General features: G+C 65.4%; 19 protein-coding genes and 1 pseudogene. 12 read left to right on the top strand and 8 right to left on the bottom strand.

Annotation, left to right across the window (positions count from 1 at the left end; all coding sequences use genetic code 11):
* Positions 1 to 19: 19 nt before the first annotated feature.
* Positions 20 to 1,498: a glutamate synthase subunit beta gene (locus OCI36_RS09295; protein ID WP_261664796.1), complete on the bottom strand. Its 1,479-nt coding sequence runs from the start codon at positions 1,496 to 1,498 to the stop codon at positions 20 to 22.
* A 174-nt stretch (positions 1,499 to 1,672) separates the two neighbouring features.
* Positions 1,673 to 6,378, bottom strand: a pseudogene (locus tag OCI36_RS09290) (glutamate synthase-related protein).
* A 699-nt stretch (positions 6,379 to 7,077) separates the two neighbouring features.
* Here OCI36_RS09290 and scpA point away from each other — a divergent pair.
* On the top strand, positions 7,078 to 9,237 hold the full coding sequence (gene scpA / locus OCI36_RS09285; protein ID WP_261664795.1) for a methylmalonyl-CoA mutase: 2,160 nt from the start codon (positions 7,078 to 7,080) through the stop codon (positions 9,235 to 9,237).
* Between the two features lie 64 nt (positions 9,238 to 9,301).
* On the opposite strand, the gene OCI36_RS09280 is transcribed toward scpA, so the two are convergent.
* Positions 9,302 to 10,000 carry a PIG-L deacetylase family protein gene (locus OCI36_RS09280; RefSeq protein WP_261664794.1) on the bottom strand — a complete coding sequence of 233 codons (699 nt, stop codon included), beginning with the start codon at positions 9,998 to 10,000 and terminating at the stop codon, positions 9,302 to 9,304.
* Between the two features lie 106 nt (positions 10,001 to 10,106).
* Between OCI36_RS09280 and OCI36_RS09275 the strand changes: the two genes are divergently transcribed.
* A complete protein-coding gene (locus OCI36_RS09275) occupies positions 10,107 to 10,793 on the top strand; it encodes an arginase (RefSeq protein ID WP_261664793.1) in 687 nt (228 codons plus the stop codon).
* Positions 10,794 to 10,797: 4 nt separating this feature from the next.
* On the opposite strand, the gene OCI36_RS09270 is transcribed toward OCI36_RS09275, so the two are convergent.
* Positions 10,798 to 12,006 (bottom strand): prepilin peptidase, encoded by a 1,209-nt coding sequence (locus OCI36_RS09270; RefSeq protein ID WP_261664792.1) that lies wholly within the window; start codon positions 12,004 to 12,006, stop codon positions 10,798 to 10,800.
* 292 nt (positions 12,007 to 12,298) lie between these two features.
* On the opposite strand from OCI36_RS09270, the gene OCI36_RS09265 reads away from it, so the two are divergent.
* From OCI36_RS09265 to OCI36_RS09245, 5 genes are all read left to right on the top strand, one after another.
* On the top strand, positions 12,299 to 13,138 hold the full coding sequence (locus tag OCI36_RS09265; protein ID WP_261664791.1) for a basic amino acid ABC transporter substrate-binding protein: 840 nt from the start codon (positions 12,299 to 12,301) through the stop codon (positions 13,136 to 13,138).
* A 10-nt stretch (positions 13,139 to 13,148) separates the two neighbouring features.
* Complete coding sequence (locus OCI36_RS09260; RefSeq protein ID WP_261664790.1) at positions 13,149 to 13,808, top strand: amino acid ABC transporter permease; 660 nt, start codon at positions 13,149 to 13,151, stop codon at positions 13,806 to 13,808.
* Between the two features lie 50 nt (positions 13,809 to 13,858).
* Positions 13,859 to 14,584: an amino acid ABC transporter ATP-binding protein gene (locus OCI36_RS09255; protein ID WP_261664903.1), complete on the top strand. Its 726-nt coding sequence runs from the start codon at positions 13,859 to 13,861 to the stop codon at positions 14,582 to 14,584.
* Between the two features lie 108 nt (positions 14,585 to 14,692).
* Complete coding sequence (locus tag OCI36_RS09250) at positions 14,693 to 15,859, top strand: PLP-dependent aminotransferase family protein (protein ID WP_261664789.1); 1,167 nt, start codon at positions 14,693 to 14,695, stop codon at positions 15,857 to 15,859.
* On the top strand, positions 15,837 to 16,505 hold the full coding sequence (locus tag OCI36_RS09245; protein WP_261664788.1) for an alpha/beta fold hydrolase: 669 nt from the start codon (positions 15,837 to 15,839) through the stop codon (positions 16,503 to 16,505). The genes OCI36_RS09250 and OCI36_RS09245 overlap by 23 nt, the downstream gene beginning before the upstream one ends.
* 154 nt (positions 16,506 to 16,659) lie before the next feature.
* On the opposite strand, the gene OCI36_RS09240 is transcribed toward OCI36_RS09245, so the two are convergent.
* Positions 16,660 to 17,565, bottom strand: a complete 906-nt coding sequence (locus OCI36_RS09240; RefSeq protein ID WP_261664787.1) for a hypothetical protein — start codon at positions 17,563 to 17,565, stop codon at positions 16,660 to 16,662.
* Between the two features lie 303 nt (positions 17,566 to 17,868).
* Between OCI36_RS09240 and OCI36_RS09235 the strand changes: the two genes are divergently transcribed.
* Together OCI36_RS09235 and OCI36_RS09230 are read left to right on the top strand one after the other, a co-directional pair.
* The gene (locus OCI36_RS09235) at positions 17,869 to 18,072 is read left to right on the top strand and encodes a helix-turn-helix domain-containing protein (protein ID WP_261664786.1); all 204 of its coding nucleotides are present in this window, start codon (positions 17,869 to 17,871) and stop codon (positions 18,070 to 18,072) included.
* Positions 18,073 to 18,132: 60 nt separating this feature from the next.
* Positions 18,133 to 19,320, top strand: a complete 1,188-nt coding sequence (locus tag OCI36_RS09230; RefSeq protein WP_261664785.1) for a glycine C-acetyltransferase — start codon at positions 18,133 to 18,135, stop codon at positions 19,318 to 19,320.
* Between the two features lie 21 nt (positions 19,321 to 19,341).
* On the opposite strand, the gene OCI36_RS09225 is transcribed toward OCI36_RS09230, so the two are convergent.
* Complete coding sequence (locus OCI36_RS09225) at positions 19,342 to 20,265, bottom strand: NUDIX domain-containing protein (RefSeq protein WP_261664784.1); 924 nt, start codon at positions 20,263 to 20,265, stop codon at positions 19,342 to 19,344.
* 124 nt (positions 20,266 to 20,389) lie between these two features.
* Here OCI36_RS09225 and ubiE point away from each other — a divergent pair, with 124 nt between their 5' ends.
* Positions 20,390 to 21,127, top strand: coding sequence for a bifunctional demethylmenaquinone methyltransferase/2-methoxy-6-polyprenyl-1,4-benzoquinol methylase UbiE (gene ubiE / locus OCI36_RS09220; RefSeq protein ID WP_261664783.1), 738 nt, complete (start codon positions 20,390 to 20,392; stop codon positions 21,125 to 21,127).
* A gap of 122 nt (positions 21,128 to 21,249) precedes the next feature.
* Here ubiE and rpmF read toward each other — a convergent pair whose 3' ends face one another.
* Entirely contained in the window at positions 21,250 to 21,432 is a 183-nt protein-coding gene (rpmF, locus tag OCI36_RS09215) for a 50S ribosomal protein L32 (RefSeq protein ID WP_261664782.1), read from the bottom strand.
* 526 nt (positions 21,433 to 21,958) lie between these two features.
* On the opposite strand from rpmF, the gene yidC reads away from it, so the two are divergent.
* Together yidC and OCI36_RS09205 are read left to right on the top strand one after the other, a co-directional pair.
* Positions 21,959 to 23,554, top strand: coding sequence for a membrane protein insertase YidC (yidC, locus tag OCI36_RS09210; RefSeq protein ID WP_261664781.1), 1,596 nt, complete (start codon positions 21,959 to 21,961; stop codon positions 23,552 to 23,554).
* Positions 23,555 to 23,660: 106 nt separating this feature from the next.
* Positions 23,661 to 24,683, top strand: a complete 1,023-nt coding sequence (locus OCI36_RS09205) for a potassium channel family protein (RefSeq protein WP_261664779.1) — start codon at positions 23,661 to 23,663, stop codon at positions 24,681 to 24,683.
* Positions 24,684 to 24,812: 129 nt separating this feature from the next.
* On the opposite strand, the gene OCI36_RS09200 is transcribed toward OCI36_RS09205, so the two are convergent.
* Positions 24,813 to 25,631, bottom strand: coding sequence for a magnesium transporter CorA family protein (locus tag OCI36_RS09200; RefSeq protein WP_261664902.1), 819 nt, complete (start codon positions 25,629 to 25,631; stop codon positions 24,813 to 24,815).
* Between the last annotated feature and the right edge of the window lie 35 nt (positions 25,632 to 25,666).

The raw sequence follows: 25,666 nt of genomic DNA, 5'->3' as shown, positions 1-25,666 counted from the left end.
CGCAAATGGGACAAGCAGCTCAGCGCGGCAGGCGGCTTTCGCCCATCAGGAACTGGTCGATGGCGCGCGCGGCCTGCCGGCCTTCCCGGATGGCCCACACGATCAGCGAGGCGCCGCGCCGGATGTCGCCGGCCGCGAACACGCCGGGCGTGCTGGTCAGGTAGCCGCTGACCTCATCGTCGCCGGCCTGGGCGTTGCCGCGCAGGTCCTGCGCCACTCCGAAGGCTTCCAGCAGGTGCGTCACCGGGCGGTCGAACCCGATCGCCAGCAGCACCAGATCGGCCGGGTACATTCGCTCGGTGCCGGGCACTTCCACCAGTTGCCCCTGTTGCAGGTCGGCCTGCACAGTCCGCACCCCGGTCACCCGGCCGCCCTCGCCCACGAATTCCTTGGGCACGGTGGCAAAGGCGCGCTCGCCGCCTTCCTCATGGCTGCTGCTGAAGGCCACTGTCATCGGCATGTCGGGCCAGGTGAGCAGCGGGTCCTGTCCGGGGAGCTCGGGCCGGCGGATGAACTGCGTCACGCCGGCTGCGCCCTGGCGGTGGCTGGTGCCGATACAGTCGCTGCCGGTGTCGCCCCCACCGATCACCACCACCTGCTTGCCCTGCGCCGAGGGTGCGCCGGCCACCGCGTCGCCGGCCACGCTGCGGTTGTGGGCAGTCAGGAATTCCATCGCGTGATGAATGCCGCTCAGGTCACGGCCCGGAATCTCCATCTCGCGGGGGTTCTCGGCGCCGCCGGCCAGCAGCACCGCGTCGAATTGTTCTTGCAGTTCAGCGGACGTCACCACGTCGCTGCTGAGGTCCACCACGCCGCCGCTGCGGTAGCGCTCAGAAGCCTCACGCTCTCCCACCACCACGCCGGGCCGGAAGACGACGCCCTCCGCTTCCATCTGGCTGATGCGGCGGTCAATGTGGTGCTTTTCCATCTTGAAATCGGGAATACCGTAGCGCAGCAGTCCACCAATGCGGTCGTTCTTCTCGAACACCGTCACGCTGTGGCCGGCGCGGGCCAGTTGCTGCGCGGCGGCCAGGCCGGCAGGACCGCTGCCCACCACCGCCACCGTGCGGCCGGTCTGCTGCTCGGGCGGCTCGGGGCGCACCCAGCCTTCCTGCCAGCCGCGCTCAATAATTGCCAGCTCGATGGACTTGATGCCCACCGGGTCGTCGGCGATGTTCAGTACGCAGGCCGACTCACAGGGCGCCGGGCAGGCCCGGCCGGTGAATTCGGGAAAATTGTTAGTGCTGTGCAGGTTTTCCAGCGCCTCGCGCCAGTCGTCCTGATACACCAGATTGTTGAAGTCGGGGATGATGTTGTGAACCGGGCAGCCGCTGTTGCAAAAGGGAATACCGCAGTCCATGCAGCGCACCGCCTGCAGCTGGGCTTCCTGCGCCGTCAGCGGGCGGATAAATTCCTTGCTGTAGGCGACGCGTTCCCCGGCCGGAGCATAGTGCTCAGGAACCCGGCCCTGTTCCAGAAATCCAGTGATCTTGCTCATGGTTTACCTCTTGCTCCTGTCCTCCCGGTGGGCGGGTGGGCAGCGGTGCCCTCTGGGGGTCAGCTGCCCTGTTCTGCCATTTTCCGGTGGTGTTGCCCCGGCGGGTGCGCCGGTGTCTGTCTGATGCTGAAGTGCTGAGAACTGGCTTACTTTGCTTGCCCTACTTCACCGCTCTTACTTCACCAGGGTGCCCTGGCCGCCGTGTTCGGCGGGGCCGGTCTGCATGCTGACGGTGTCGGCACTCTGCACGCTGCCGGCCGGAGCGGGCGTTTCGCTGCTGGTGGCCGTGCCGGCGGGGTGTTCGCTCAGGGCGCGGGCATATTCGTGCGGCATCACCTTGACGAAGCGCTGGCGGGCGGTGTCCCAGTCGGCCAGCAGCTCGGCGGCGCGGGGCGAACCGGTCAGCTGGCGGTGCTGCTCGATCAACGTGCGCAGCAGCGTTTCGTCGGCCTGGCCTTGATGCAGGGCCTGCGCCGGCACTGTGCGCAGCTGTTCGCTGGCCGGCAGCACCAGCTGGAGCGCCACCATGCTGGGGTTGCAGCGCTCGGCAAAGCGGCTGTCCTCGTCGTAGACGTAGGCCACGCCGCCGCTCATGCCGGCCGCAAAGTTGCGTCCGGTGCGGCCCAGCACCGCCACGGTGCCGCCGGTCATGTACTCGCAGCCGTGGTCGCCCACGCCTTCCACAACCGTCGAGGCCCCGCTCAGCCGCACGGCGAAGCGTTCGCCGGCGACCCCACGGAAATAGGCTTCGCCGCTGGTGGCACCGTACAGCACGGTGTTGCCCACGATGATGTTCTGCTCGGAGGGGCTGCGCAGGGCCAGCGGCGGCCGCACGATGATCCGCCCACCGCTGAGGCCCTTGCCCACAAAGTCGTTGGCGTCGCCGATCAGGTCGAAAGTCATGCCGGACGCCAGAAAGCCGCTGAAGCTCTGGCCGCCGGTGCCTTCTAGCTCCAGGTGAATGGTGCCGTCGGGCAGGCCCATCGGATTGTGGCGCACCACTTCGCCCGAAAGCATCACGCCCACGCTGCGGTTCACGTTGCGCACCTGCTGGGTAAAATGCACCGGCTCGCCGCGCAGGATGGCCGGCTGGCACTTGCGAATCAGCTCGAGGTCCAGTGCCACGGCCAGGCCATGGTCCTGGCCGTGGCACTGTGGCGGCCCAGCTGTCCGGGCACCTCGGCGCGGTAAAAGATCCGGCTGAAATCCAGGCCCTGCGCTTTCCAGTGGTCCACGCCGGCACGGGTGTCCAGCAGGTCGCTGCGGCCGATCAGGTCGTCCAGCCGAGCGTAACCCAGCTCGGCCAGCAGCTCGCGCACTTCCTCGGCCACGAAGAAGAAGTAGTTCACCACGTGCTCCGGCTTGCCGGTAAAGCGCTGACGCAGCACCGGGTCCTGGGTCGCCACGCCCACCGGGCAGGTGTTGAGGTGACACTTGCGCATCATGATGCAGCCCTCGGCCACCAGCGGCGCCGTGGCAAAGCCGTATTCGTCGGCGCCCAGCATCGCGGCGATCACCACGTCGCGCCCCGTTTTCATCTGGCCGTCGGTCTGCAGGCGCACCCGGTCACGCAGGCCGTTGAGCACCAGCGTCTGCTGGGTTTCGGCCAGGCCCAGTTCCCAGGGGGTCCCGGTGTTCTTGATGGAGCCCAGCGGCGAGGCGCCGGTGCCGCCGTCATAGCCCGAGACCACGATGTGGTCGGCCTTGGCCTTGGCGACCCCGGCCGCCACGGTGCCCACGCCCACTTCCGAGACCAGCTTCACCGAGATATCGGCCTGCGGGTTGACATTTTTCATGTCGTGAATCAGCTGCGCGAGGTCCTCAATCGAGTAGATGTCGTGGTGCGGGGGCGGCGAAATCAGGCCCACGCCCGGCACGCTGTGGCGCAGGTAGCCGATGTACTCGCTCACCTTGCCGCCGGGCAATTGTCCGCCTTCGCCGGGCTTGGCGCCCTGGGCCATCTTCAGCTGAATCTGCTCGGCGCTGACCAGGTAGCCGGCCGTGACCCCGAAGCGCCCCGAAGCAATCTGCTTGATCTTGGAGCGCAGCGAGTCGCCGGCTTCCAGCGGGTAGTCGCTTTCGACCTGCTCGGCACCGATCACGCTGGCCAGGGTCTCGCCCTCGCCCAACGTCTTGCCGCGCATTTCGCGCAGGTAACGGGCCGGATCCTCACCGCCCTCGCCGGTGTTGCTCTTACCGCCGATGCGGTTCATGGCGACGGCCAGCGCCGCGTGCGCTTCGGTCGAGATGCTGCCCAGGCTCATGGCCCCGGTGGCAAAGCGCTTGACGATTTCGGAGGCTGGCTCCACCTCGTCCAGCGGGATGGAGGCCCGGTCGCTGCGCAGTTCAAACAGGCCACGCAGGGTCATCAGGTTGCGGCTCTGGTCGTTGATTTCCCTGGCGTATTCGCGGTAGCTGCTGTATTCGCCGCTGCGCACGCCACGCTGCAGTTTGGCAACAGCGTCCGGGCTCCACAGGTGCGCCTCGCCGCGCACCCGCCAGGCATACTCGCCGCCCGGGTCCAGCAGGTGCTCCAGCTCCTGCTCGTCGCTGAAGGCACGGGCATGAATCCGCAGCGCCTCCTCGGCCACGTCTTCCAGTCCGATGCCGCCCACCCGGCTGGCGGTGCCGTAAAAGTACTTGTTCACAAAGTCTTCTTGCAGGCCCAGCGCCTCGAACAGCCCTGCGCCGCAGTAGGAGCGGAAGGTGCTGACGCCCATCTTGGACATGATCTTGCTCAGGCCCTTGCCGATGGCCTTGACATAGTTCTGGATGGCTTTTTTGGGGGTGAGGCCTTCCACGCTCTCCAGGCCCGGCACCACTTCCTGCCCGCGGGCCAGTACCGCCACAGTTTCCAGCGCCAGATAGGGGTGAATGGCTTCGGCGCCGTAACCGGCCAGCGCCGCAAAGTGATGCACCTCGCGAGCGTCGCCGGTTTCCACCACCAGGCCCACTTTCATGCGCAGGCCGCGGCCGATCAGGTGATTGTGCACGCTGCTCAGGGCCAGCAGGGCGGGAATCGGGGCGCGGTCACGGCCCACCCGCTTGTCGGTCAGGATGATGATGTTGTGGCCACTTTCCACCGCGTCGGCGGCCCAGGCGTTGATGGTCGCCAGTTTGGCCTCCACGCCACGCGAGCCCCAGAACGCCGGGTAGGTGATGTCCAGCTCGAAAGCGCGGAACTTGCCGCGGGTGTGCTGCTCGATAGAGCGCAGCCGGGCGATGTCGTCGAAATCCAGAATCGGCTGGCTGACTTCCAGACACATTGGCGGGTTGACCGAGTTGATGTCCAGCAGGTCAGGGCGCGGGCCCACATACGAGAGCAGGCTCATGACCACCGACTCGCGGATCGGGTCAATCGGCGGGTTGGTCACCTGCGCGAACAGCTGCTTGAAGTACGAGTACAGCGACTTGTTGCGCTTGGACAGCACCGCCAGCGGCGAGTCGTTGCCCATGCTGCCCAGGCCCTCTTCGCCTTTTTCCGCCATCGGGCCCATCAGGAACTTCAGGTCTTCTTGGCTATAGCCAAAGGCCTGCTGCCGGCGAATCAGCGGCTCGTCGAAGTGGTCCACGTCGCCGGTCACGTCCGAATCGTCCAGCCGGAAACGGGTGTTCTGCACCCACTGGCGGTACGGCTTGGTCAGCGCGAACTGGGACTTGAGTTCGTCGTCCTGAATAATCCGGCCCTGCTCGAAGTCAATCAGGAACATCCGGCCCGGCTGCAGCCGCCACTTGCGCACCACGTCCTGATCGGGAATCGGCAGCGCGCCGGTTTCGGAAGCCAGTACCACCAGGCCGTCCTTGGTTTCCAGGTAGCGAGCGGGGCGCAGGCCGTTGCGGTCCAGGGTGGCGCCCACCTGCCGGCCGTTGGTAAAGACCATCGCCGCCGGGCCGTCCCAGGGCTCCATCATGGCCGCGTGATACTCGTAAAAGGCGCGCCGGTCGTCACCGATGGTCCGGTCACCCTCCCAGGCTTCCGGGATCATCATCATGGCGGCCTGCGCCATCGGGTAGCCGCTGAGGGTCAGCAGTTCCAGCACGTTGTCGAAGGTGGCGGTATCCGACTCGCCCTCGAACGAGATGGGAAACAGCTTTTTCAGGTCGTCACCCAGCACTGGGCTTTGCAGCACGCTCTCGCGGGCCCGCATCCAGTTGAAGTTGCCCTTGACGGTGTTGATTTCGCCGTTGTGGGCCACCATCCGGTAGGGGTGCGCCAGCCGCCACTCGGGAAAGGTGTTGGTGGAAAACCGCTGGTGCACGATTGCCAGCGCCGAGGTCAGCTCGGGGCGTTGCAGGTCCAGGTAGTATTCGCCCACCTGATCGGCCAGCAAGAGGCCCTTATAGATCACCGTGCGGCACGACATGCTGGGCACGTAGTATTCGCGGCCGTGGCGGAAATTCAGGCTCAGGATGGCGTTGCTGGCGCGGCGGCGAATCACGTACAGCTTGCGCTCCAGTGCGTCGGGCACCAGGGTGTCGGGGCCGGCTCCGATAAATACCTGCCGAATCACCGGCTCCTTGTCGCGCACCGCTGGGCTCATCGGCATGTCGTGGTTAATGGGCACGTCGCGCCAGCCCAGCACCACCTGTCCCTCGGCCTCGATAGCGCGTTCCATCTCCTGCTCACAGGCACGCCGGGCGGCGATTTCCTTGGGCAGGAAAATCATGCCCACGCCGTAGTCGCCCTCAGCCGGCAGGTCCACGCCCTGCTGGGCCATTTCGGCACGGTAAAAGGCATCGGGAATCTGAATCAGGATGCCGGCGCCGTCCCCCATCAGGGCGTCGGCCCCGACTGCGCCGCGGTGGTCCAGGTTTTTCAGGATCAGCAGGGCCTGGGAAACGATGTCGTGTGACCGGCGGCCGTGCATCTGCGCCACCATGCCCACGCCGCAGGCGTCGTGCTCGCGCCCACTGTACAGGCCCTGGGCGCGCGCCTGCGCCGGCTGGGAAAACTGCTGCTGGTCCGGTGATGGAAAAGGCTGGGTCATGACGGGCCTCCTGCGGAAGTCGTGAAATTGGGAGTGATGGAGTGGTGTGAAATTCGGGAGATGGTTGTCTGGCTGCGGCCGTCACAGATACAGAAAATGTGAGAAACCGGAGCTTGTGGGTATAAGTATTCAGAAAAAAGCGCCAGTGTCCGGGTGGCTGCAAGAGGACAAACAGCAGGGGTTCCGATGCGGTAGGTGCCCAAAAAGGCGCTGCCCGGATGAGCGCAGAACTGCCTGGAAACGTCGGTAGGGGAGATTTAATATACAGGCATCTTTAATCTTTTTCTAGTATAAAGTTACCCAGCCAAGAACACTGCGTTCGGTTTAGCGTGCCCTGCTTAAGCAGTTGTGTACTGCCTGGGTACTTCCTCCTTACGCCTGTAGGGCGGCCCGGCTTATGCAGTGCGAATAGAGTGGCTGAAATCGGGGGAAAGCGAGGCTTTGACCAGGGTGCGGTTCCTGGCCGGCTGGCGCAACAGGTTTATGATGGGCGCAACATCCATTTTTCCAGCCGAACATTCCAGGCGCTCCCCCCGTGTCTCCCGCCGCTGTTCACTTTTCCTGCCTACTTTTTTGCCAAGGAGCCAGACCATGACCGATTCCGCACCCAAGCGCCCCGCCCTGCAAGACTGGCAGGCGCTCGCCACCAAGGACCTGCGCGGCGAAAGCCCCGAGAAACTGAACCGGCTGACTGCCGAAGGGCTGACCCTCAAGCCGCTGTATACCGCTGCCGACGTAGAAGGCCTGGAAACCGATACTCTGCCGGGTTTCTCGCCGTTTACCCGTGGGCCCCGCGCCACCATGTACGCGGCCCGGCCCTGGACCATCAGGCAATACGCCGGCTTTTCCACCGCCGAGGAGTCCAACGCCTTTTACCGCCGCAACCTGGCCGCCGGACAAAAGGGCCTCAGCGTGGCTTTTGACCTCGCTACCCACCGCGGCTACGACTCGGACCACCCCCGCGTGGTGGGCGACGTGGGCAAGGCCGGCGTGGCGATCGATTCGGTAGAGGACATGAAAATCCTCTTCGACGGTATTCCGCTGGACCAGATGTCGGTTTCCATGACCATGAACGGCGCGGTGCTGCCGGTGCTGGCCGGCTTCATCGTGGCCGGCGAGGAACAGGGGGTGCCCAGAAGCCAGCTTTCGGGCACTATCCAGAACGACATCCTCAAGGAATTCATGGTGCGCAACACTTATATCTACCCGCCGGAGCCGTCCATGCGCATCATTGCCGACATCATCGCCTACACCGCCAGCGAGATGCCGCGCTTTAATTCCATCTCCATTTCGGGCTACCACCTGCAGGAAGCCGGCGCCAACGCTGCGCTGGAGCTGGCCTATACCCTCTCCGACGGGCTGGAGTACGTCAAGGCGGCGCTGCAAAGTGGGCTGGACGTGGACGCTTTTGCGCCGCGCCTGAGCTTCTTTTTTGCTATCGGCATGAACTTCTACACCGAAGTCGCCAAGTTGCGTGCCGCCCGGCTGCTGTGGGACGAGATCATGAGCCAGTTTGAGCCCAAAAACCCTCAGAGCCGGATGCTGCGTACCCACTGCCAGACCTCCGGCTGGTCACTGACCGAGCAGGATCCCTACAACAACGTGGTGCGCACGGCGGTCGAGGCGATGGCGGCGGTGTTCGGCGGCACCCAGAGCCTGCACACCAACGCTTTTGATGAGGCAATCGGCCTGCCCACCGACTTCAGCGCCCGGATTGCCCGCAATACCCAGCTGATCATTCAAGAAGAAACTGGCGTGACCGACGTGGTGGACCCCTGGGGCGGCAGCTACCTGATGGAGCGCCTGACCCACGATCTGGCTGACAAAGCCCGCGAGCTGATGCGCGAGGTGGAGGAGCTGGGCGGCATGGCCAAAGCCATCGAGCAGGGCATTCCCAAGCTGCGAATCGAGGAATCGGCGGCGCGCAAGCAGGCCCGGATCGACCGCGGACAGGACGTGATCGTGGGCGTCAACAAGTACCGCCTGGACCGAGACGACAGCGCCTACGAGGTCCTGGACATCGACAACGCGGTGGTGCGCGATTCGCAGATTGCCCGCCTGCAGAAGCTCAAGGCTGAGCGCGATTCGGCGCGGGTGGAGGAAACCCTCAGTGCCCTGCGTGAAGCGGCCCGCAGCGGCGAGGGCAACCTGCTGGCCCTCAGCGTGGAAGCGATGCGGGCGCGGGCCACCCTGGGCGAGGTGTCGAGTGCCCTGGAAGACGTGTGGGGCCGTCACCAGGCAGAAGTGCAGACCCTCAGCGGCGTGTACGCGCAGGGCTACGAGGGGGTGGACGAATTCAGCGAACTGCAGGCGGAAATCAGTGCTTTCGCTGAGGCAGAAGGCCGCCGCCCACGCATCCTGGTGGCCAAAATGGGCCAGGACGGCCACGACCGGGGCGCCAAAGTGATTGCTACCGGCTTTGCCGACCTGGGCTTCGATGTGGACGTGTCTCCCCTGTTTCAGACTCCCGAGGAAGCCGCGCGGCAGGCCATTGAGAACGACGTATACATCGTGGGTGTGAGCAGCCAGGCGGCCGGGCACAAGACCCTGATTCCGCAGCTGATTGCGGCGCTGAAGGCGGAAGGCGCCGGCGACATTCTGGTGATCGCCGGCGGCGTGATTCCGCAGCAGGACTACCAAGCACTGTATGACGCGGGTGTGGTGGGTATCTTCGGCCCTGGCACCCCGATTCTCAGCGCAGCGCGGGATACCCTGCGGCTGCTGACCGCCCGGCAGACCCAGCCGGCCTGAGCGGCTCTGGAGGCGGCCTGGCAGGACAGTGGCTTAGCTGCTGCCGCTGCCCCGCCGCTAGGCCTTAGGCGTGGGCTGCTGCGCCTTGATCGCCCTGGCCCACCACGTAGAACGTTTCCTCGGTGATGCGTTCGGGGAACTTGCGGATAAAGTCCACGCTGCTCAGTGCCTGGGTGCGGTGGCAGCCGATGGCCTTCAGCTTGCGGGTCACGAAGCGGCTCACGTCGCGCCTCAGGTTGGCCGGCAGCCAGGCAGGCAGCAGCGAATCGTCCTCGGGGGCGCTGGTGCCGGCGTAGTACCACAGGGCAGGCCGCTCGCCTTCCGGCAGGCTGTCCCAGGCCGCTTTGACCGCCTGGTGGGTGGTGGTGTGGTCGGGGTGGCCGTTGGAGCCGTTGGGCGGGAAAGTCAGCACGATTTCCGGCTGGTAGCGCTCAATGGCCTCGCGGGCCACCTCGGTCAGCTCGGCCAGGTCACAGCTCTTCAGTTCCCGGTCGGGGTAACTGTGCTGCTCGTGCACGGTGATGTCCAGCACGTCCAGGCAGGCGCTCAGCTCCACCTCGCGCATCTCGGCCAGCTGCTCGGGCGTGTCGCACAGGCCCAGGTTGCGCCCGGCGTTGCCCCGGGTCAGGGTGACCAGGCCGCAGCTGTGCCCCGCCTCCTCGAATTCCATGATGGTGCCGCCCGCGCCATACACCTCGTCGTCGGGGTGCGGCACGATCAACAGCAGTTTCAGGCGGGGGGTGTCGGTGTGTTCGGCAGTCATGCGGCCCAGCATAGGGCAGCCGGCCGGGGCGCACCGTGGCTCACGGCATGACCGGTTTGCTGGCTGCGCCGCCTAACGTGTTCAGGCTGCGGCTAGACTGACTCCCGTGCTGCTCTCCATAGACTGGGATGCCTATTCCGGCACCCGCGAGCTGGTGTTCGACGCGCCCATCTGGGGCACGGCCGACCGGGACGCTGACCGGCTGGAGCGCTGGCGTGAGCGGGCCCGGAAGCGCAGCCAGCAGCGTGGCGGCTCCGGCGCCGGCTGGGACGCCCTGGCCGACGATTTCCCGCTGTACCCTGGCTGGGAAGCTCTGGCACGGTACGCGGGCCTGCCGGCTTTCGTGACCCTCTCGCACGCCGATATCTGGCCTTTGCTGGAGCGCTTTGGGCCGGGGCAGGAGGTGCTGAATATAGACAGCCACCATGACCTGACTTCCTTCAGCGGCGACGGCATCCGCCTGCGCCCCGGCAACTGGGCCGGGCTGGCACTGGGGGCCGGGCTGGCCGCGCACTATGAATGCCGCTATCCCCTCTGGCACGCGGAGTTGCCGGTGGCCGAGGGCTTTGACCTGGCCCGCACCCGCGCTGAGCTGGAACCGCTGCTGCCCGCCGAGGCGCTGGCGCGGGTGAAGCTGACCCGCTCGGCCGCGCTGCCAGACCCCGCCGAAGTCACCGCGCTGGTACTGGTGCAGTCGCCGGCCTGGACCAACCCGGCCCATGACCGGGAGTTCTGGGAACTGGCCGGGACGCTGGGGGCCGAAACGCTCGTCTCGCCGCTGCGGCGGGCCTGAAAGCTCAGAGGCCCAGCAGGCCCCGGTACCACGCCACCAGGTGATTGCCCCATAGCATGGCGACCACGGCACCAATGGCCAGGTAAGGGCCGAACTTCAGGCGGTTTTCGGACTTCAGCGCCATTTGCAGTAGCCCCAGGATGGCCCCTGCAAAGATCGCCACGCCGATGCTGACCAGCACGCCGCTCACGCCTAGGAAAGCGCCGATCACGCCGGCCAGCTTCACGTCCCCGAAGCCCATCGCACTGGGGTCGAAAGGGGCGTCTTCCTCGGCCTCCGTTTCGCCGCTCTGCTTCTGAACGAAGGCGTACTGAATCCACCAGTACAGCCCGGCAATCAGCGCCGCTGCACCTGCGCCCTGGAGCGCCCCATTGACCATGCCCAGCGGGTCGCGCCCGAAGTTCGCCCCCAGTGCCAGGCTGAGCAGCGCCCCACCCAGGGTCAGCAGTTCCGGCACACGTACCACCCGCCGCGCCGCCGCATTGACTGCCGCCGAGAGCAGCGCCGCGCCCAGGCCCCACAGCGGCCCGGCCCAGGCCCCGACCAGCAGCGCCAGCGCAATCTGCTGGTGCCCGATCGGTGCATCCGGATACTGCCGCTCGCGGAAGCGCCGCAGCACCCACGACCCGATCAGGTCAATGGTCATCAGCAGCCCGGCGCCGGTGAGCGCCCCGGCCAGCGCTTCGGGCAGCGCTTTGGGCAGGGTCGGCAGGCCGCCTCCTGCCACTCCTGTTTCAGCCACTCCCGTCCCGGCCAGCCCCGTTCCAGCCAGCGCGGCAAAGCCCAGCCCCAGCGCCACGCCCGGCAGCGTCAGCTCGTCGGGAATGGTATAGGTATCCAGGTCAATCGCGCTGCCGGCCAGCAGGATGGTGAACAGCAGCATCAATCCCAAGGTGCCCAGTCCGTAAGCGGCCGGCGGATAGAAGTAGGCGATCAGGGCGTAGGCCACGCCCGAAATCAGCTCTATCACCGGATAGCGCGGCTTAATGGGCGCCCCGCAGTAGCGGCACTTCCCGCCCAGGCTCAGCCAGGAAAAGACCGGCACCAGGTCTTTCGGGGCCAGCGGGTGGTCACAGTTGGGGCAGTGGCTGGGCGGAAAGGAAATGCTCTCGCCGCGCGGCAGCCGCCAGATCAGCACGTTGGTAAAGGACCCGATCAGCAGCCCGAACACCAGGGCGATGAGCAGGATGATGGGCAGGGGCAGGAGTTCCACGGCCCGCAGTGTACGGGGCGGGCTCTCACAGATTTGCACGCCGGCCGGGGCGCCGCCGGCTTGGCGGGCCCGCCCGGATAGTTATTCGGTTTATTCAGTCCGGGACGGGCCTGCCGCGCTACGCCCGTCTGTCCACCTTCGCTGGACCTGCACGCCTGGAAACGGTAGAAAAGCGTCCAGAGCACGCTCAGGCCGGCCTGTGAAAGTTGCATAAGTATCCTGCCGGGGATAACATCGCGGGGATAAGTGGTGCTGTCTGAAGCAGCGCCCGGCTTCCCCGGAGGAAACAACCATGAAATATCTATCAGCTGTTTTGCCCCTGATGATGCTGGGGACCCTGTCCCTGAGCGCCTGCACCAAGCAGGAAACCAAGACCACCTCGACCACACAGACTACCGCCAGTCAGAGCACCACGGCCACCACCGCGCCCGCAGGCGGCGGCACCTGCATGGACAAGATCCGCAAGGACGGCCTGCGCGTGATCACCAGCCCGGACTACCCGCCTTACGAATCCACCAACGAGCAGAACCAGATCGTGGGCTTCGATGTGGACTTGGTCAACGCTCTGGCCAAGGAAATCGGCATCGAGGCTAAATTCACCGGGCAGGGCTTCGACGGCCTGATTCCTTCCCTGATCGCGAACCGCGCCGACCTGATTGCCGCGGGCCTGACCAAGACCGAGGAGCGCGCCAAGTCGGTGTCGTTCAGCGATCCTTATGAAGAAACCAAGAACGTGATCGTGGTGTCGGCCAAGGACACTGGCATCAACGGCCCCGACACCCTCAAGGGCAAGACGGTGGGCGTGCAGCTGGGCACCGTACAGGCCGACATGGCTGCCAAGATCGACGGCGCCGACGTGCGCACCTTCAACCTGTTCAGCGAAGCGCTGGCGGCCCTCAAGGCCGGTCAAATCGATTCAATGATCGTGGACGCCCCGGCTGGCGACAACTATGTCAAGGCCAACAAGGACGTGAAGCTGGCCGGTCAGATGGACGGTGGCAACAAGGCCCTGGCGACCCGCCTGGAATGCACCGACCTGGTGGCTGAACTGAACGCTGCGCTGGCGACCGTGCAGCAAAACGGCCAGATGAAGCAGATCCACGACAAGTGGTTCAACACCCAGGCGAAGTAAGCGCCCCCGGATGGATTTTCAGTTAATCGCCAACAACCTGCCTTATCTGCTTCAGGCGGCTGTTCTCACCATCGAAGTCACGGCCATCTCCTTGGTGGCCGGGACCGTTCTGGGAACCCTGCTGGCCCTGGCGCGGCTGTCCCCTATCAAGCCGCTGTCGTGGCTGGCGACCGCCTATATTGAACTGATTCGCGGCACGCCGCTGCTGGTGCAGATTTTCCTGATTTATTTCGGCCTGCCGCAGGTGACCGGTGTCAATATGGACCCGTTTCCGGCCGGGGTGCTGGCCTTCTCGCTGAACTCGGCGGCTTATGTGGCCGAGATCATGCGTTCGGGCATTCAGGGCGTGCCGCTCGGGCAGACCGAAGCGTCGCTGTCGCTGGGCTTCTCCCCGCGCGACACCATGCGCTATATCGTGCTGCCGCAGGCGTTCCGGCGGGTGCTGCCGCCGCTGGTCAACGAGGCCCTCAACCTGCTGAAGAACACTTCGCTGCTCTCCTCTATCGCCCTGGTCGAACTGACCCGCGCCGGGCAGATCGTGGCCTCGCGCACCTACAAGCCGTTCGAGATGTACCTGGCGATTGCGCTGGTGTACCTTGCCATGACGCTGGTGCTGAGCTTCCTCTCAACCCGTCTGGAGCGGCGCTGGGGCGCGGGTGAGCGCAGGTGACCACCCAGACCGTGACTGTAGAAAACGAGGTGCCCATGAGCGGTGAACCCATCATTGACGTCCGTGGCCTGAACAAGTGGTATGGAGACCATCACGTCCTGAAAGACGTGGACATGCAGGTGCAGCCGGGGCAGAAGGTCGTGATCGTGGGGCCTTCGGGCTCGGGCAAATCCACCCTGATTCGCTGCATCAACCGGCTGGAGGAATTCCAGCAGGGCGACATCGTGGTCAACGGCCACCGCCTGACCGAAGCGCACAACCTGCCACTGGTGCGCCGCGAGGTGGGGATGGTTTTCCAGAGCTTCAACCTGTTTCCCCACATGAGCGTGCTGGACAACGTGACGCTGGCGCCGCGCAAGCTGCGGGGGCTCTCGGACGTTCAGGCACGCGAGCGGGCGGCCGCGCTGCTGGAACGGGTCGGTATTGCCGAGCAGGCGGGCAAGTTTCCTCCGCAGCTCTCGGGCGGTCAGCAGCAGCGGGTGGCGATTGCCCGCGCCCTGGCGATGCAGCCGCAGGTGATGCTGTTCGACGAACCCACCTCGGCCCTCGATCCGGAAGTGGTGGGCGAGGTGCTGGACGTGATGCGCGGCCTGGCCGAAGAAGGCATGACCATGATCGTGGTGACCCACGAGATGGGCTTTGCCCGCGAGGTGGCCGACCGGGTGGTGTTCATGGACCGGGGCGAGCTGCTTGAGGACCTGCCGCCGGCCGAGTTCTTCGGGGCGCCCCGGTTGGAGCGGACCCAGAACTTCCTCAGCCGCGTGCTGAACCACTGACCTGGATTCTGCTTCCAGCGCTGCACCTTGCAAATCCGGCCGGCGCTGGGGCAGAGTGACAGCACGCACACAGCTATTCCGGCCCGGCCGGGCGGAAAGGACATTCTTATGACTTCAGCCACGCTGCCCCGGACCCAGGTCGTCAATCTGGCCCTGGGCTACCCCGCCGACTCTTTGCTGCCGCACGCCGTATTCGAGCAGGCCGCCCAGCACCGCTTCTCGCAGGGTGATCCCTACTTTCTGCAGTACGGCGACGAGTGGGGTGACCCGGGCCTGCGCCGCGAGCTCTCCGCTTTTCTGACCCGGCACTACGGCTTTGAGGTGCCGGCAGAGGAACTGATGATTGCGGCCGGCATTTCGGGCGGGCTGGATATCGCCTGCACCATGTTGGCCCGGCCCGGACAGACGATCATCGTGGAGGAAGACACTTACTACGCGGCGCCCGACGTGATGCGCAGCCACGGCCTGACGGTGATTCCGGCCCCGATGGACCATGACGGCCTGGAACCTGCGGCGCTGGAAGCCCTGGTGCAGCAGCACCGGCCCCGGCTGGTGTACACCATTCCGTCACACCACAACCCCACCGGCCTGACCCAGAGCCGCGAGCGCCGCGAGGCCCTGGTGGCCCTGGCCGAACGCTACGACTTTTACCTCGTGGCCGACGAGGTGTATCAGCTGCTCAGCTACGGGGTCACGCCACCGCCGCCTTACTCGGCGTATGTGGGCGGCGGCCGGGTGGTGTCGCTGGGCACCTTTTCCAAGATTCTGGCGCCGGGCCTGCGGGTGGGCTGGATTCATGCCCGCCGCGACCTGCTGGAGCATCTGGTGACCAACCCCACCTTGCAGAGCGCCGGGGGCACCAACCCTATCGGCTCCTCGCTGGTGCGCTCGGTGCTGGAACTGGGCCTGCTGGACCGTTACCTGGGCGACATCGTGGACACGTTCGGTGCCCGCGCCGCTGCCATGGCCGAGAGCCTACGGGCCCCGGCTTTTGCCGAGTGCGAATTTCAGGAGCCGCACGGCGGGTATTTCCTGTGGCTGCGGCTGCCGGCCGGCATGACGGCGGAGGCACTGGGGCCGCTGGCCCGCGAACGCGGGGTCGTCTTCAAGCCGGGCGACATCTTCTCGGTGGACGGCCACTCTGCCGACCATGTCCGGCTGTGCTTTGCCTTTAACGACGAGGACCAGATTCGTGTGGGCATTGAACGGCTGGGACAGGCCATCGCTGACCTGCAGTCCCGGAAGGCCGAAAGTGACTCTGCAGGAACAGAATGACCGGCTGACGCTGGACGGCCGGACCTGGGCCGTGCGCTGGCTGCGTCACCCTCCCGGCGGGCCGGCCGACACTCTGACCCCGCTGGTCTTCCTGCACGACTCGCTGGGTTGCACGGCGACCTGGCGCGATTTTCCGCAGGCGCTGGCCGCCGCGGCAGGCCGGCACGCGCTGGTATATGACCGGCTGGGCTACGGGCAGTCGGACCCTTTCGACCGGCCCCGGACCCGCGACTACCTGATCCATGAGGCACAGGGAGTGCTGCCAGCCCTGCTGGACGCGGCTGGCGTGCGGCAAGCGGTCCTGTTCGGTCACAGCGACGGGGCCACCATTGCGCTGCTGGCCGCTGCTCTCTGCCCGCAGCGGGTGAGCGCCGTGATCACTGAAGGCGGGCACATCTTCAACGAGGACGTGACCCGGCGTGGAGTGGCCGCCGCCGCCCGTGCCTATACCGAAACCGATATCGCGGCGCGGCTGGTCAAGTACCACGGCGACCGAGTAGACGCCCTCTACCGCGCCTGGACCGACACCTGGCTGTCGGACGAGTACCGCGACTGGACGGTAGAACCGCTGATGAACCGGATTCAGGCGCCGCTGCTGTTGATGCAGGGGCGGGGTGACGAGTTCGGCACGCTGGCGCAGGTCTAGCGCACGGCCGAGGCGGCGCGGGGGCCGGTGCAGACGCTGGTGCTGCCCGGCTGCGGGCATACCCCCCACCGTGAAGCGCGTGAGGCTGTGCTGGACGCAACCACCCACTTTCTGTCGGGTCTGACCTAGCCGCTCTTCTTCCTATAAGTGCTTCCTACAGGCGGCGCTCGAAAGTCAGCCACAGCGGCTCCGGCCGGTATCCCAGCCGCAGATTGGCCCGCAGCATCGGCAGATTGGCGACAGCGCCGCCGGTACTGGCCTGGGTCCAGCCGGCCTGCCGCAGCTCGGTCAGGGCCTGAGCTTTGAGGGCAGTGGCCAGACCCCGGCCGCGCCGGTCCCGCCGGGTCACCGTGCCAGTGCTGTCCGGCTGGCCGCCTGAGAAGGCGAAGCTGGTATAGGCCAGGGCTTCTGGTCCCTGCCACACGACCCAGGTACGCTGCTTTCGCAGAGCAGCGGCAAACTCCTCCCGGCTGAGGTGCCCGGCTGGAATGGCCGGCGTGCTGGGCGCGTCTTCTTCAAACTGGAGGTGCAGGGCGTACAGCTCCTCCAAACCTTCAGCCGGCTGCCACTCGCGGACCTCGGCACCGGCCAGATACAGCCGCTTCAGCTGCGGTGCAAAGCGCTCCGGGTCAAAGCCGGTCAGGTCAAGGTGCGCTCCAAAACTCTGCCACACGTTGGCAAAGCCGGTCGCCTGAAACCAGTGCACCTGCTCGCTCCAGTCTTCCCGCACCACGCCCAGCACCCGGCACAATGGCCGGCCAGCGGCGCTGCGCCGGTCCACAGCGCTCAGGGCTGTCAGATAAAGCCCCGAGAAGCAGCGGCTCTCGCCACACAGGCTCAGGCGCAGGGCATCCTCCGCGCCGGCGCCGAAAGGAGCCAGCCGGACGCTGGCTACCCGCACCTCACCTTCTGCGGCGACCCATCGCTGGCCGCTTTGCGCCAGGATGTCGGCAGCCGTCAGGGGCCACTGCCCCCGGCAACTGGCCTCATACAGGCGGGCCACTGCGGCAGCGTCGGCAGGCACAAAAGGGCGGAACTGAAGAGATGGGTCAGCGGGCATGCCTCCAGCCTGCCGCCTCCTTTTTTACGTGGCAAGAGCGGTGCTCTAGGCTATTTGGCGCAGGCCGAGGGGGGGGGAGCGCGCCAAAGTTCACCCCTTGACCAAATCTTGACCCGAATATGACCCAAACGTGACCCAACTCATGCTAAATTTGCGCCAAGTTGAAAGCCCACTGCTGCCGCCTCCGTCATTTTCCGCCGCCCTTTTCCAGCGGGCCCGGCCGGAAGTGCGGCGCTGACAACTCTGACTCTGACCCTATGGGGCTGCCATGCCAGGCGGCCCCTTTTGTTTTGGAGGTTTCCTATGACGCTTGAAACCCAGTACAAGACCCTGCCCAAGTTGCTCAAAATCAGCGAGGTGGCCGATTTCACCTGCACCCACGAACGCACCGTTCGCCGCTGGATTCGTGACGGCCGCCTGCGGGCGGTAGAAGCTCCAGAGGGCCTGCGGGTTCACCGCCGCGCACTCTGGCGCTTCCTGGGCCTGGACCTTGAACTGAGTGCCTGAAAGCGGGGTCGGTGCCGCCGGGAACAGCTGAGCAGTCTTTGCTGGCTCTAGACTGGGGCCATGCCAACCAACCTGACTGACCGCCTGCGCACCGAGCTGCAGGAGCTGCGTGACGCCGGCCTACTGATTTCTCCCAAAGTGCTGGAGACGCCCAACCGCGCCCACACGCAGATTGGTGGGCGGCCGGTGATCAATCTGGCCTCCAACAATTACCTCGGTTTTACCGATCACCCGGCGCTCAAGGCCCGGGCCGAGCAATACCTGCGCGAGTGGGGCGCCGGAGCCGGGGCGGTGCGTGGGATTGCCGGTACCCTGCGGATTCACGAGGATTTCGAGCAGCAGCTGGCCGAGTTCAAGCACACCGGCAGCGCCCTGGTGCTGCATTCCGGCTTTACCACCAACCAGGGCGTGCTGGGCGCCCTGCTGAAACCGGGTGATCTGGTCATCAGCGACGAGCTGAACCATGCCAGCATCATTGACGGTCTGCGGCTGACCAAAGCGGACAAGAAAATCTTCAAGCACGCCGACGTGGCCGACCTGGAACGGGTGCTGCAGGAGAACGATACGGACGGCCTCAAACTGATCGTGACCGACGGAGTCTTCAGCATGGACGGTGACATCGCTCCGCTGGACCGCATCGTGGAAGTGGCCCGCCGTTACGGCGCCGTGACCTATGTGGACGATGCCCACGGCTCCGGCGTGCTGGGCGAGGCTGGGCGCGGCACGGTGCATCACTTCGGCTTCGAGCATGCCGACGACGTGATTCAGGTGGGCACGCTCTCCAAGGCCTGGGGTGGAGTGGGCGGCTACGCTGCCGGCCCGGCCGACCTGCGCGAACTGCTGATCAACCGGGCGCGGCCTTACCTGTTTTCCACCGCGCAGCCCCCTGCCGTGGTCGGCGCTCTCTCGGCGGCCCTGGAAGAAGTGCAGCGTGACCCCAGCCTGATGCAGCGCCTGTGGGACAACGCGCGTTACTTCAAGGCCGGCATCGAGCAGCTGGGCTTTGACCATCTGGGCAGCCAGACACCCATCACCCCGGTCATTTTCGGTGAGGCCCCCGCTGCTTTCGAGGCCAGCCGCCTGCTGCTGGAGCGCGGCATCTTCGCCACCGGCATCGGCTTTCCCACCGTGCCGCTGGACAAGGCGCGCATCCGCAACATCGTGACCGCCGAGCATACCCGGGACGATCTGGATCAGGCGCTGGAGGCTTACGGCGCAGTGGGCAAGCAGCTGGGCGTAATTTCCTGAGCTCACATGCCGTGCAGGGACTCAGGACCAGTTCAGCACCAGCTGCTCCAGGTGCCCTGCCGGCGTGTCGAGAAAACGGCTGAGGCCAGCCGGCTGTACGGCGTGGGCCTCTACCTCCGGCAGCGGCACCCAGTCCAGCACCAGCTCGGTCTGGTCCTGCACGGGGCGTACTGTCAGCGGTAAGGGCTGGGCCGCCTCCACGCGGTAGCACAGGCCCAACTGCTGCCTGTGACTGGCCGGATCGAACCCTTCGGTGAGGCCCACCAGCTGGGCCGAAACGGCCTCCACGCCCGTTTCTTCCCGGAACTCGCGCAGGGCCGCCGCCTGTGAATCCTCATTCAGCCTGACCGAACCGCCGGGCAGGAACAAGAAGCCGGAGCCGGGGACCGTGTTGGTCAGCAGCTGACCGTCCTGAACATAAAGGAGATGAACCCGCACCTGCACCTCGGTCCCTTCCAGGCCGAAGCGGAGGTCGCTGCTTGGCGCTGGCGCCCAGTCCCGGTGGATGATGTGCCGGAACTGGCCGGCTGGCACGTCCAGCAATGTGAGGGCCGGAGTGGGATAGATGGGCAGCCCACCGCCTTGCAGGTCGGCCCAGTCCAGGTGGTTGGCCGGATTGTCGGCATTCTGGCGACGTTCGCTGAAGTCTACGGGCGTGGTCAGGCGAAAGTAGAAGCCCAACTCGTGCCAGCGCCGGCCAGTCAGCTCAAAGAAGTTCTCTACCAGTGCAGTCAATTGCAGCTCGCCTACGTCCAGCCCTGTTTCCTCGCGCCACTCACGGGCGGCGGCGTCCCGCAGCGTCTCACCCAGCTGCGCTGCGCCGCCGGGAAAGTTGCGGAAGGGATAATTGCCGCCCTCCACCAGCACCTTGCCTTCCCGTTCGCAGAGAATGACTGCCCGCAGCGTAAAGAGTGCTCCATCCAACTCTGTCCGAAGATCCGTCATCATGCCAGTCTGACGGCAGGTCGGCCTGAGTGCCTCAGCAATTTGGCTTAGGCTTATGGCCGTCCTGCCACGCAGCGTGCATACATATCCCGTAGCCTCTGCCCTGCTGCTCTACCATGTCCCCATGACTGACCCCCAACGCCCCCACAGCAAACCCGCCGTGGGCGACAGACAGGATAAGGGCGCCGACGTGCAGGCCATGTTCGCCACGATTGCCCCGCACTACGACCTGCTGAACCGGATCCTCAGCCTCGGCGTGGACCAGACCTGGCGCTGGACGGCGGCCCGGGAAGCCCTCGCCAAAGCCCCCCGCCGCGTGCTGGACATCGCCACCGGCACCGGCGACTTCGCGCTGGAACTCAAGCGCCGTGCTCCCTACGCCGAAGTGACCGGCAGCGACTTCGTGCCGGAAATGCTGGAACTGGCCCGGGCTAAGGGCCGTCAGACAGGCCTGAAGGTGACCTGGGAGGAGGGCGACGCCCTGCACCTGCCCTACCCGGACGCCAGCTTCGATGCGGTCACCTGTGCCTTCGGATTCCGTAACTTCAGCGACTACGAGCGCGGCCTGGCCGAGATGTACCGGGTGCTGGCCCCCGGCGGCCGGCTGGCGATTCTGGAGTTCCCGCCGCCCGCCGAGAACCTGTTCGGCCAGGTCTACCGGCTGTACTTTCAGCAGGTGCTGCCACGCATCGGGGCGGTCATCAGCGGTGACGGCGGCGCCTACACTTATCTGCCCGAAAGCGTGCTGGCTTTTCCTGAGCCCCGCACACTGCTTGCCATGATGCGCCAGGCCGGCTTCAGCGCCCGCTACCGCCCACTGACCTTCGGCATTGCGGGGCTGTGGGTGGCTGACAAGCGGTAAGGGCGGCCGCTGGACCTATCTGACTTGGCCGGGCCGCCCGTTCAGAGCGGCCTGGTTTTATGCTTTCTGGTAGGCCAAAAAAAACTCCCCCGGCTGGGGGAGCTTTCTCGCTGGAGGCGTCCTCAGACGCTCAGCACCTGGCGGCCGTTGTAGTAGCCGCAGTTGGCGCACACGTGGTGGCTCAGCTTCTTGGCGTGGCACTGAGGGCACTCAGTCAGGGCCGGCAGGCTCAGGGCGTGGTGGCTACGGCGCATATCGCGCTTGCTCTTGCTGGTCTTTTTCTTGGGAACGGGCTTCTTGGACATGGTTCAACTCCTTGTGGCGGATGCAGGGAGAAGAAGTGGACCTTCTTCTCTTTCTGCTCCGGACCGCTGCCGGCGGCCGGGAGGCTGACAGCAGTCCTGTGTGGTTTTGCCGGGGCCGCGGGCAGGCGCCCGTGCCTTTCTCGCGTCTCCTGAATTCCTTCAGGTGCAAGAGAACAGCAGGCAGTGTAGCACAACCGCGCCCGGATGCGCAGCCAGGGCTGCCACAGCCCGGCCCGCCAGCCGGCAGGACAGTTGGTAAGCTGAGCGGATGGTTTGTCCCGTGCCGGCCCCTTACACTGGGGGGCAGCGGTGCCCGCAGGCGCTGGCCATGGCAGGGCCCCCCCGGGAACTGGAGCCGCGCCGGCCGCGTACCGGGGCGCAGGAGCCTGGCCGCCGACAGGCTGGCCCGAATCCTTTATCCTTTTCTTTACCTTTATCTACAGTCCTTTACTGGCCGCCGCCTGTGTGCCCAGTGTTCTGATGACAGGAACGCCGGAGCGCCGCGGGCCAGCAAGAAAGCGAGAACATGACCAAAAAATTACTTCTCATTGCAAGTGGCGCTCTGCTGTTGACCGGCTGCGGGGGCACTAACCGCATTCCGCCGTTCGGTCACACCCTGACCCAGGACTGGCTCTCGGCCGATTTTGATGGGCAGCAGGGCGAAGAGGCCATTTCCCGGTCCAACCTGGCCGACATCGTCTTTAACAACAAGGGCGAAATCATCGGCTGGTACGTCAAGACCTACGCCGGCTCCCCTTATATCAAGCAGAATGCCGACGGAACTTTTGATTTCTCGGCGCTGCAGAACGAACGCGGCATCATCAACCTGGTCAACGGCCCCGCACTTCAGATTCAGCTGAACGGCATTGACTCCAAGGCGCCGGTCAAGGCGGCGCAGCCGGTGCTCAAGGACGACAAAGAGAACAACCAGCAGACGGCCGTCTTCCATTATGAGCAGGGCGGCGCTCCCGTCACCAAGACGGTCACGATTCATACTCGCAACTACGTGCTGAACGTGCAGACCGAGGTCGGCAACGACAGCAAGCAGAGCTACCAGATGCTGCTGCCGGGCCTGGGCAACGAAGGTAACCCCCGGGTCCGCGCCCTGCCGCAGACAGGCGAGGTCGCGACCGTGCAGGGCGCCGGCGTCACCAAGGTGGAGAACATCCGCTACGCCGCCATGCAGCGCGTGCCACCCAACCAGATGTCGCCGGCCATCTTGGTGCGGCCGGCCGAAGGCACCCGGATCGATGCCCAGATGACTGGTGGCAGCAACGCCCTACTGGACCTCAGCATGACTGGGAAAAGCTCGGTGGACGTGTACGGCGGCCACAACGAGTTGGTTCACCTGACCCAGTCGGGCTTCGCGCAGATGCCAGGAGTGTTTGACCCCAACATCTTCGGCCGCCTGAGCTTGGGCATCGTGTCGCTGATGGACGCGCTGTACCGCCTGGTGCACAACTGGGGCCTGGTCATTTTGTTGCTGACGCTGCTGCTGCGGCTGGTGATGTGGCCGATCATGCAGGCCCAGGCCCGCACCACCGCCAAGATGCAGGTGCTGCAGCCCAAGATGAAGGAAATCCAGGACCGCTACAAGGACGCCAAGGACATGGAATCCCAGCGGGCCATGCAGGTGGAGATGGCCGCGCTCTATAAGGAACACAACTTCAACCCGGCCGGCTGCCTTTCCAGCTTCCTCCCGCTGCCGGTCCTGATCGCGCTGTGGGCCACCATCCGCAACTTCGAGTTCGATTCGGGCTTCCTGTGGATGCCTGACCTGGCGATTCCTGACCCGCTGTGGATTCTCCCCGCGCTGTACCTGGTCGTGAACCTGGGGCAGCTGTGGGTCAGCACCCGCCGCACGCCGGAAATGTTTAAGCAGCAGTCCATCATGTACATCTTCTTCGTGTACCTGGCCCTGATTTTCCCGGCTGGCGTCAGCATCTATCTGGTGCTGTCCACCCTGATCGGTATCGGCCAGCAGCTGCTGGTCAACCGCCAGGTGGAAGCTGACCTGGCCCGCGCCGGTCAGACGGTCCAGAAGACGGTGACGGCCGCTGGCGGCCCTGGCCGCAAGGACAAGTCCAAGAACACCAAGGTGATTGATGCGCCCAAGGACTGAGCCCTGCTATCCCCGCTATCCCCTCTCTCAGCCCCCTAGCGCGGGGGCTTTTTTTGTGGCTGCAGCCCACGGTCAGGCGGCAGAGTCTTCCTTTACAGTGAAGAGGATGTTCCGTTTCTCTGCCCTCTATCTGCTGCTGATTGTGGCGGGCCTGGTCGGCCTGGGCACGGCGGGCTACCACCTGATTGAGGGTTACTCGCTGCTGGATTCGCTGTACATGACCATGATGGTGCTGACCACGGTGGGGTTCGGAGAGGTTAGGCCGCCTTCGGTGGCCGGCAAGTGGTTCAGCATCCTGCTGATGTTTCTGGGCGTGGGCATGATGCTGTTTTTGCTGGGCGCGGTGGCCGAGCAGGCGGTGCGCCGGCTGACCGACCCCAAGCTGCTGCGGCGGCAACAGGAAAGGATTCTGGCGCGAATGAAAGATCACGTGATCGTATGCGGCTACGGCATGATGGGCCAGGCGGTCTGTCAGGAACTGTTGGACGCCGGCAAACAGGTACTGATTATCGACACCAACGAGGAACTGCTGGTGCAGGCCGAGCAGACCGAGCTGCGGACCCTGCTGGGCGATGCGGCCGACGAGGACATTCTCAACCGCGCCGGGCTGGACCGCGCCGAGGCGCTGATTTCGGTGATGGATTCGGACGCACAGAATATGTTCGTGCTGGTCTCGGCCCGCGAGATGGCCCCCGACCTGCCGATTATCGTGCGGGTCAGCAGCGAAGCGGTGGGCCGCAAGATGAAACATGCCGGCGCGACTGCCGTCATTGACCCTCACCGCCTGGGCGGGCGGCGGATTGCCGGGCTGCTGGTGGCACCTCACCTCAGCAACTTTCTCAACTACGACCTGCGCGGCGCTCCCTCCGATGACGAGGGATCTTTTCGCCTGCGCGAGTGGCCGGTGCCGCCGGAGCAGGCCGGGAAGACTGTCAGCGAACTTCACCAGCACAGCGAGGTACTGCCGGTCGCCATCTGGCGCGATAACGAACCGCTGCTGGCCCTACCGGAAACCCCGCTGGCCAAGGGCGACGTGGTACTGCTGGCCGGTGAGGGCGGCACTCTAGGCCAGCTGGAGTATTCCCGCCAGCCGATTCAGGACCAGGCCGAGGAAGAGGCGCAGACCTGAACCCGCCGCTCTCGCAGCGGCGTAGGCATTAAAGGCGCGGGCAATAAAAAAGCCGCTCACTCGGAGCGGTTATGTTGAATACTATAGCGTCTTATACAGTATTCGTCAAGCTTATGCGGCGGGCCGGGGCTACCACCAGCCGCGCCGCTTGAACACCCAGACCAGCGCGGCCGAGATCAGACCAAAAATGACCCAGGCCATCGCATAGCCGTAGTGCCAGTGCAGCTCGGGCATCTGATCGAAGTTCATGCCCCAGACACCGGCCAGAAAGGTCAGCGGCAGAAACACGGTGCTGACCGAGGCCAGGGTCCGCATCACCTCGTTCATGCGCTGGCTCTGCACTCTGGAATAGATGTTGAGCAAGTTGGATAGGTTGTCGCGGCTGCTGTCCAGCCGCTTGTAAATCCGGTCAACCGAGTCGCGGACGTCGCGGAAGCGCAGCAGATCGGCTTCGTCGGCTGCGGTGTGCCGGGTCAGCAGCACCAGGGTGTCCTGGGCGTCCAGACACAGCCGCCGCGCCTGCGTCAGCCGCTGCTTGAGGTCAAAGACGGTCTGGACCAGGTGGTCCTGGTGCCGGTACCGGCCTTCCCCGAACATGCCCAGCTCCAGCTCGTCGATGCGGTCTTCCAGGATATGAGCAAACTGCGAGTAGCTGCCGACGGCCTGATCCAGCAGCCGAAAAGCGATGTCTCCGGCCGACTGCGCCGGGTCGTCTTTCAGGGACGCCAGGACATCGTCCAGATAAGTCACCTCATGCAGGCTGAGGGTCAGCAGGCGGTCACTATACAGAAACAGTGTCAGGCGCTCGGATTCTTCGCTCAGGCTGGCCGGGTCGCGCAGCGAACGAAAAGTCAGCACGTCGCCCTCGGGGTACTGGCTGTAGCGGCTGGCGTGCCCTTCTTCCAGCGCCAGTTTGTTCATCGGAAAGGATCTGAGCAGCTGCTGCATTTCCTGCACGCCGGGCTGCATCGCCTGCGCCTAGA

Source organism: Deinococcus sp. Marseille-Q6407 (assembly GCF_946848805.1).
GTDB lineage: Bacteria > Deinococcota > Deinococci > Deinococcales > Deinococcaceae > Deinococcus.
The sequence above is the reverse complement of the archived record's forward strand: the minus strand, read 5'-3'. Positions and strand labels throughout refer to the sequence as shown.

What these genes read in the sequence shown, in the direction of transcription:
- OCI36_RS09205 (WP_261664779.1), top strand. Translation starts at nt 23,661, where the DNA reads ATGTTCCGTTTCTCTGCCCTCTATCTGCTGCTGATTGTGGCGGGCCTG.
- OCI36_RS09230 (WP_261664785.1), top strand. Translation starts at nt 18,133, where the DNA reads ATGCCAACCAACCTGACTGACCGCCTGCGCACCGAGCTGCAGGAGCTG.
- scpA (WP_261664795.1), top strand. Translation starts at nt 7,078, where the DNA reads ATGACCGATTCCGCACCCAAGCGCCCCGCCCTGCAAGACTGGCAGGCG.
- OCI36_RS09295 (WP_261664796.1), bottom strand. Translation starts at nt 1,498, where the DNA reads ATGAGCAAGATCACTGGATTTCTGGAACAGGGCCGGGTTCCTGAGCAC.
- OCI36_RS09240 (WP_261664787.1), bottom strand. Translation starts at nt 17,565, where the DNA reads ATGCCCGCTGACCCATCTCTTCAGTTCCGCCCTTTTGTGCCTGCCGAC.
- yidC (WP_261664781.1), top strand. Translation starts at nt 21,959, where the DNA reads ATGACCAAAAAATTACTTCTCATTGCAAGTGGCGCTCTGCTGTTGACC.
- OCI36_RS09250 (WP_261664789.1), top strand. Translation starts at nt 14,693, where the DNA reads ATGACTTCAGCCACGCTGCCCCGGACCCAGGTCGTCAATCTGGCCCTG.
- OCI36_RS09200 (WP_261664902.1), bottom strand. Translation starts at nt 25,631, where the DNA reads ATGCAGCAGCTGCTCAGATCCTTTCCGATGAACAAACTGGCGCTGGAA.
- OCI36_RS09280 (WP_261664794.1), bottom strand. Translation starts at nt 10,000, where the DNA reads ATGACTGCCGAACACACCGACACCCCCCGCCTGAAACTGCTGTTGATC.
- rpmF (WP_261664782.1), bottom strand. Translation starts at nt 21,432, where the DNA reads ATGTCCAAGAAGCCCGTTCCCAAGAAAAAGACCAGCAAGAGCAAGCGC.
- ubiE (WP_261664783.1), top strand. Translation starts at nt 20,390, where the DNA reads ATGACTGACCCCCAACGCCCCCACAGCAAACCCGCCGTGGGCGACAGA.
- OCI36_RS09265 (WP_261664791.1), top strand. Translation starts at nt 12,299, where the DNA reads ATGAAATATCTATCAGCTGTTTTGCCCCTGATGATGCTGGGGACCCTG.
- OCI36_RS09260 (WP_261664790.1), top strand. Translation starts at nt 13,149, where the DNA reads ATGGATTTTCAGTTAATCGCCAACAACCTGCCTTATCTGCTTCAGGCG.
- OCI36_RS09235 (WP_261664786.1), top strand. Translation starts at nt 17,869, where the DNA reads ATGACGCTTGAAACCCAGTACAAGACCCTGCCCAAGTTGCTCAAAATC.
- OCI36_RS09225 (WP_261664784.1), bottom strand. Translation starts at nt 20,265, where the DNA reads ATGACGGATCTTCGGACAGAGTTGGATGGAGCACTCTTTACGCTGCGG.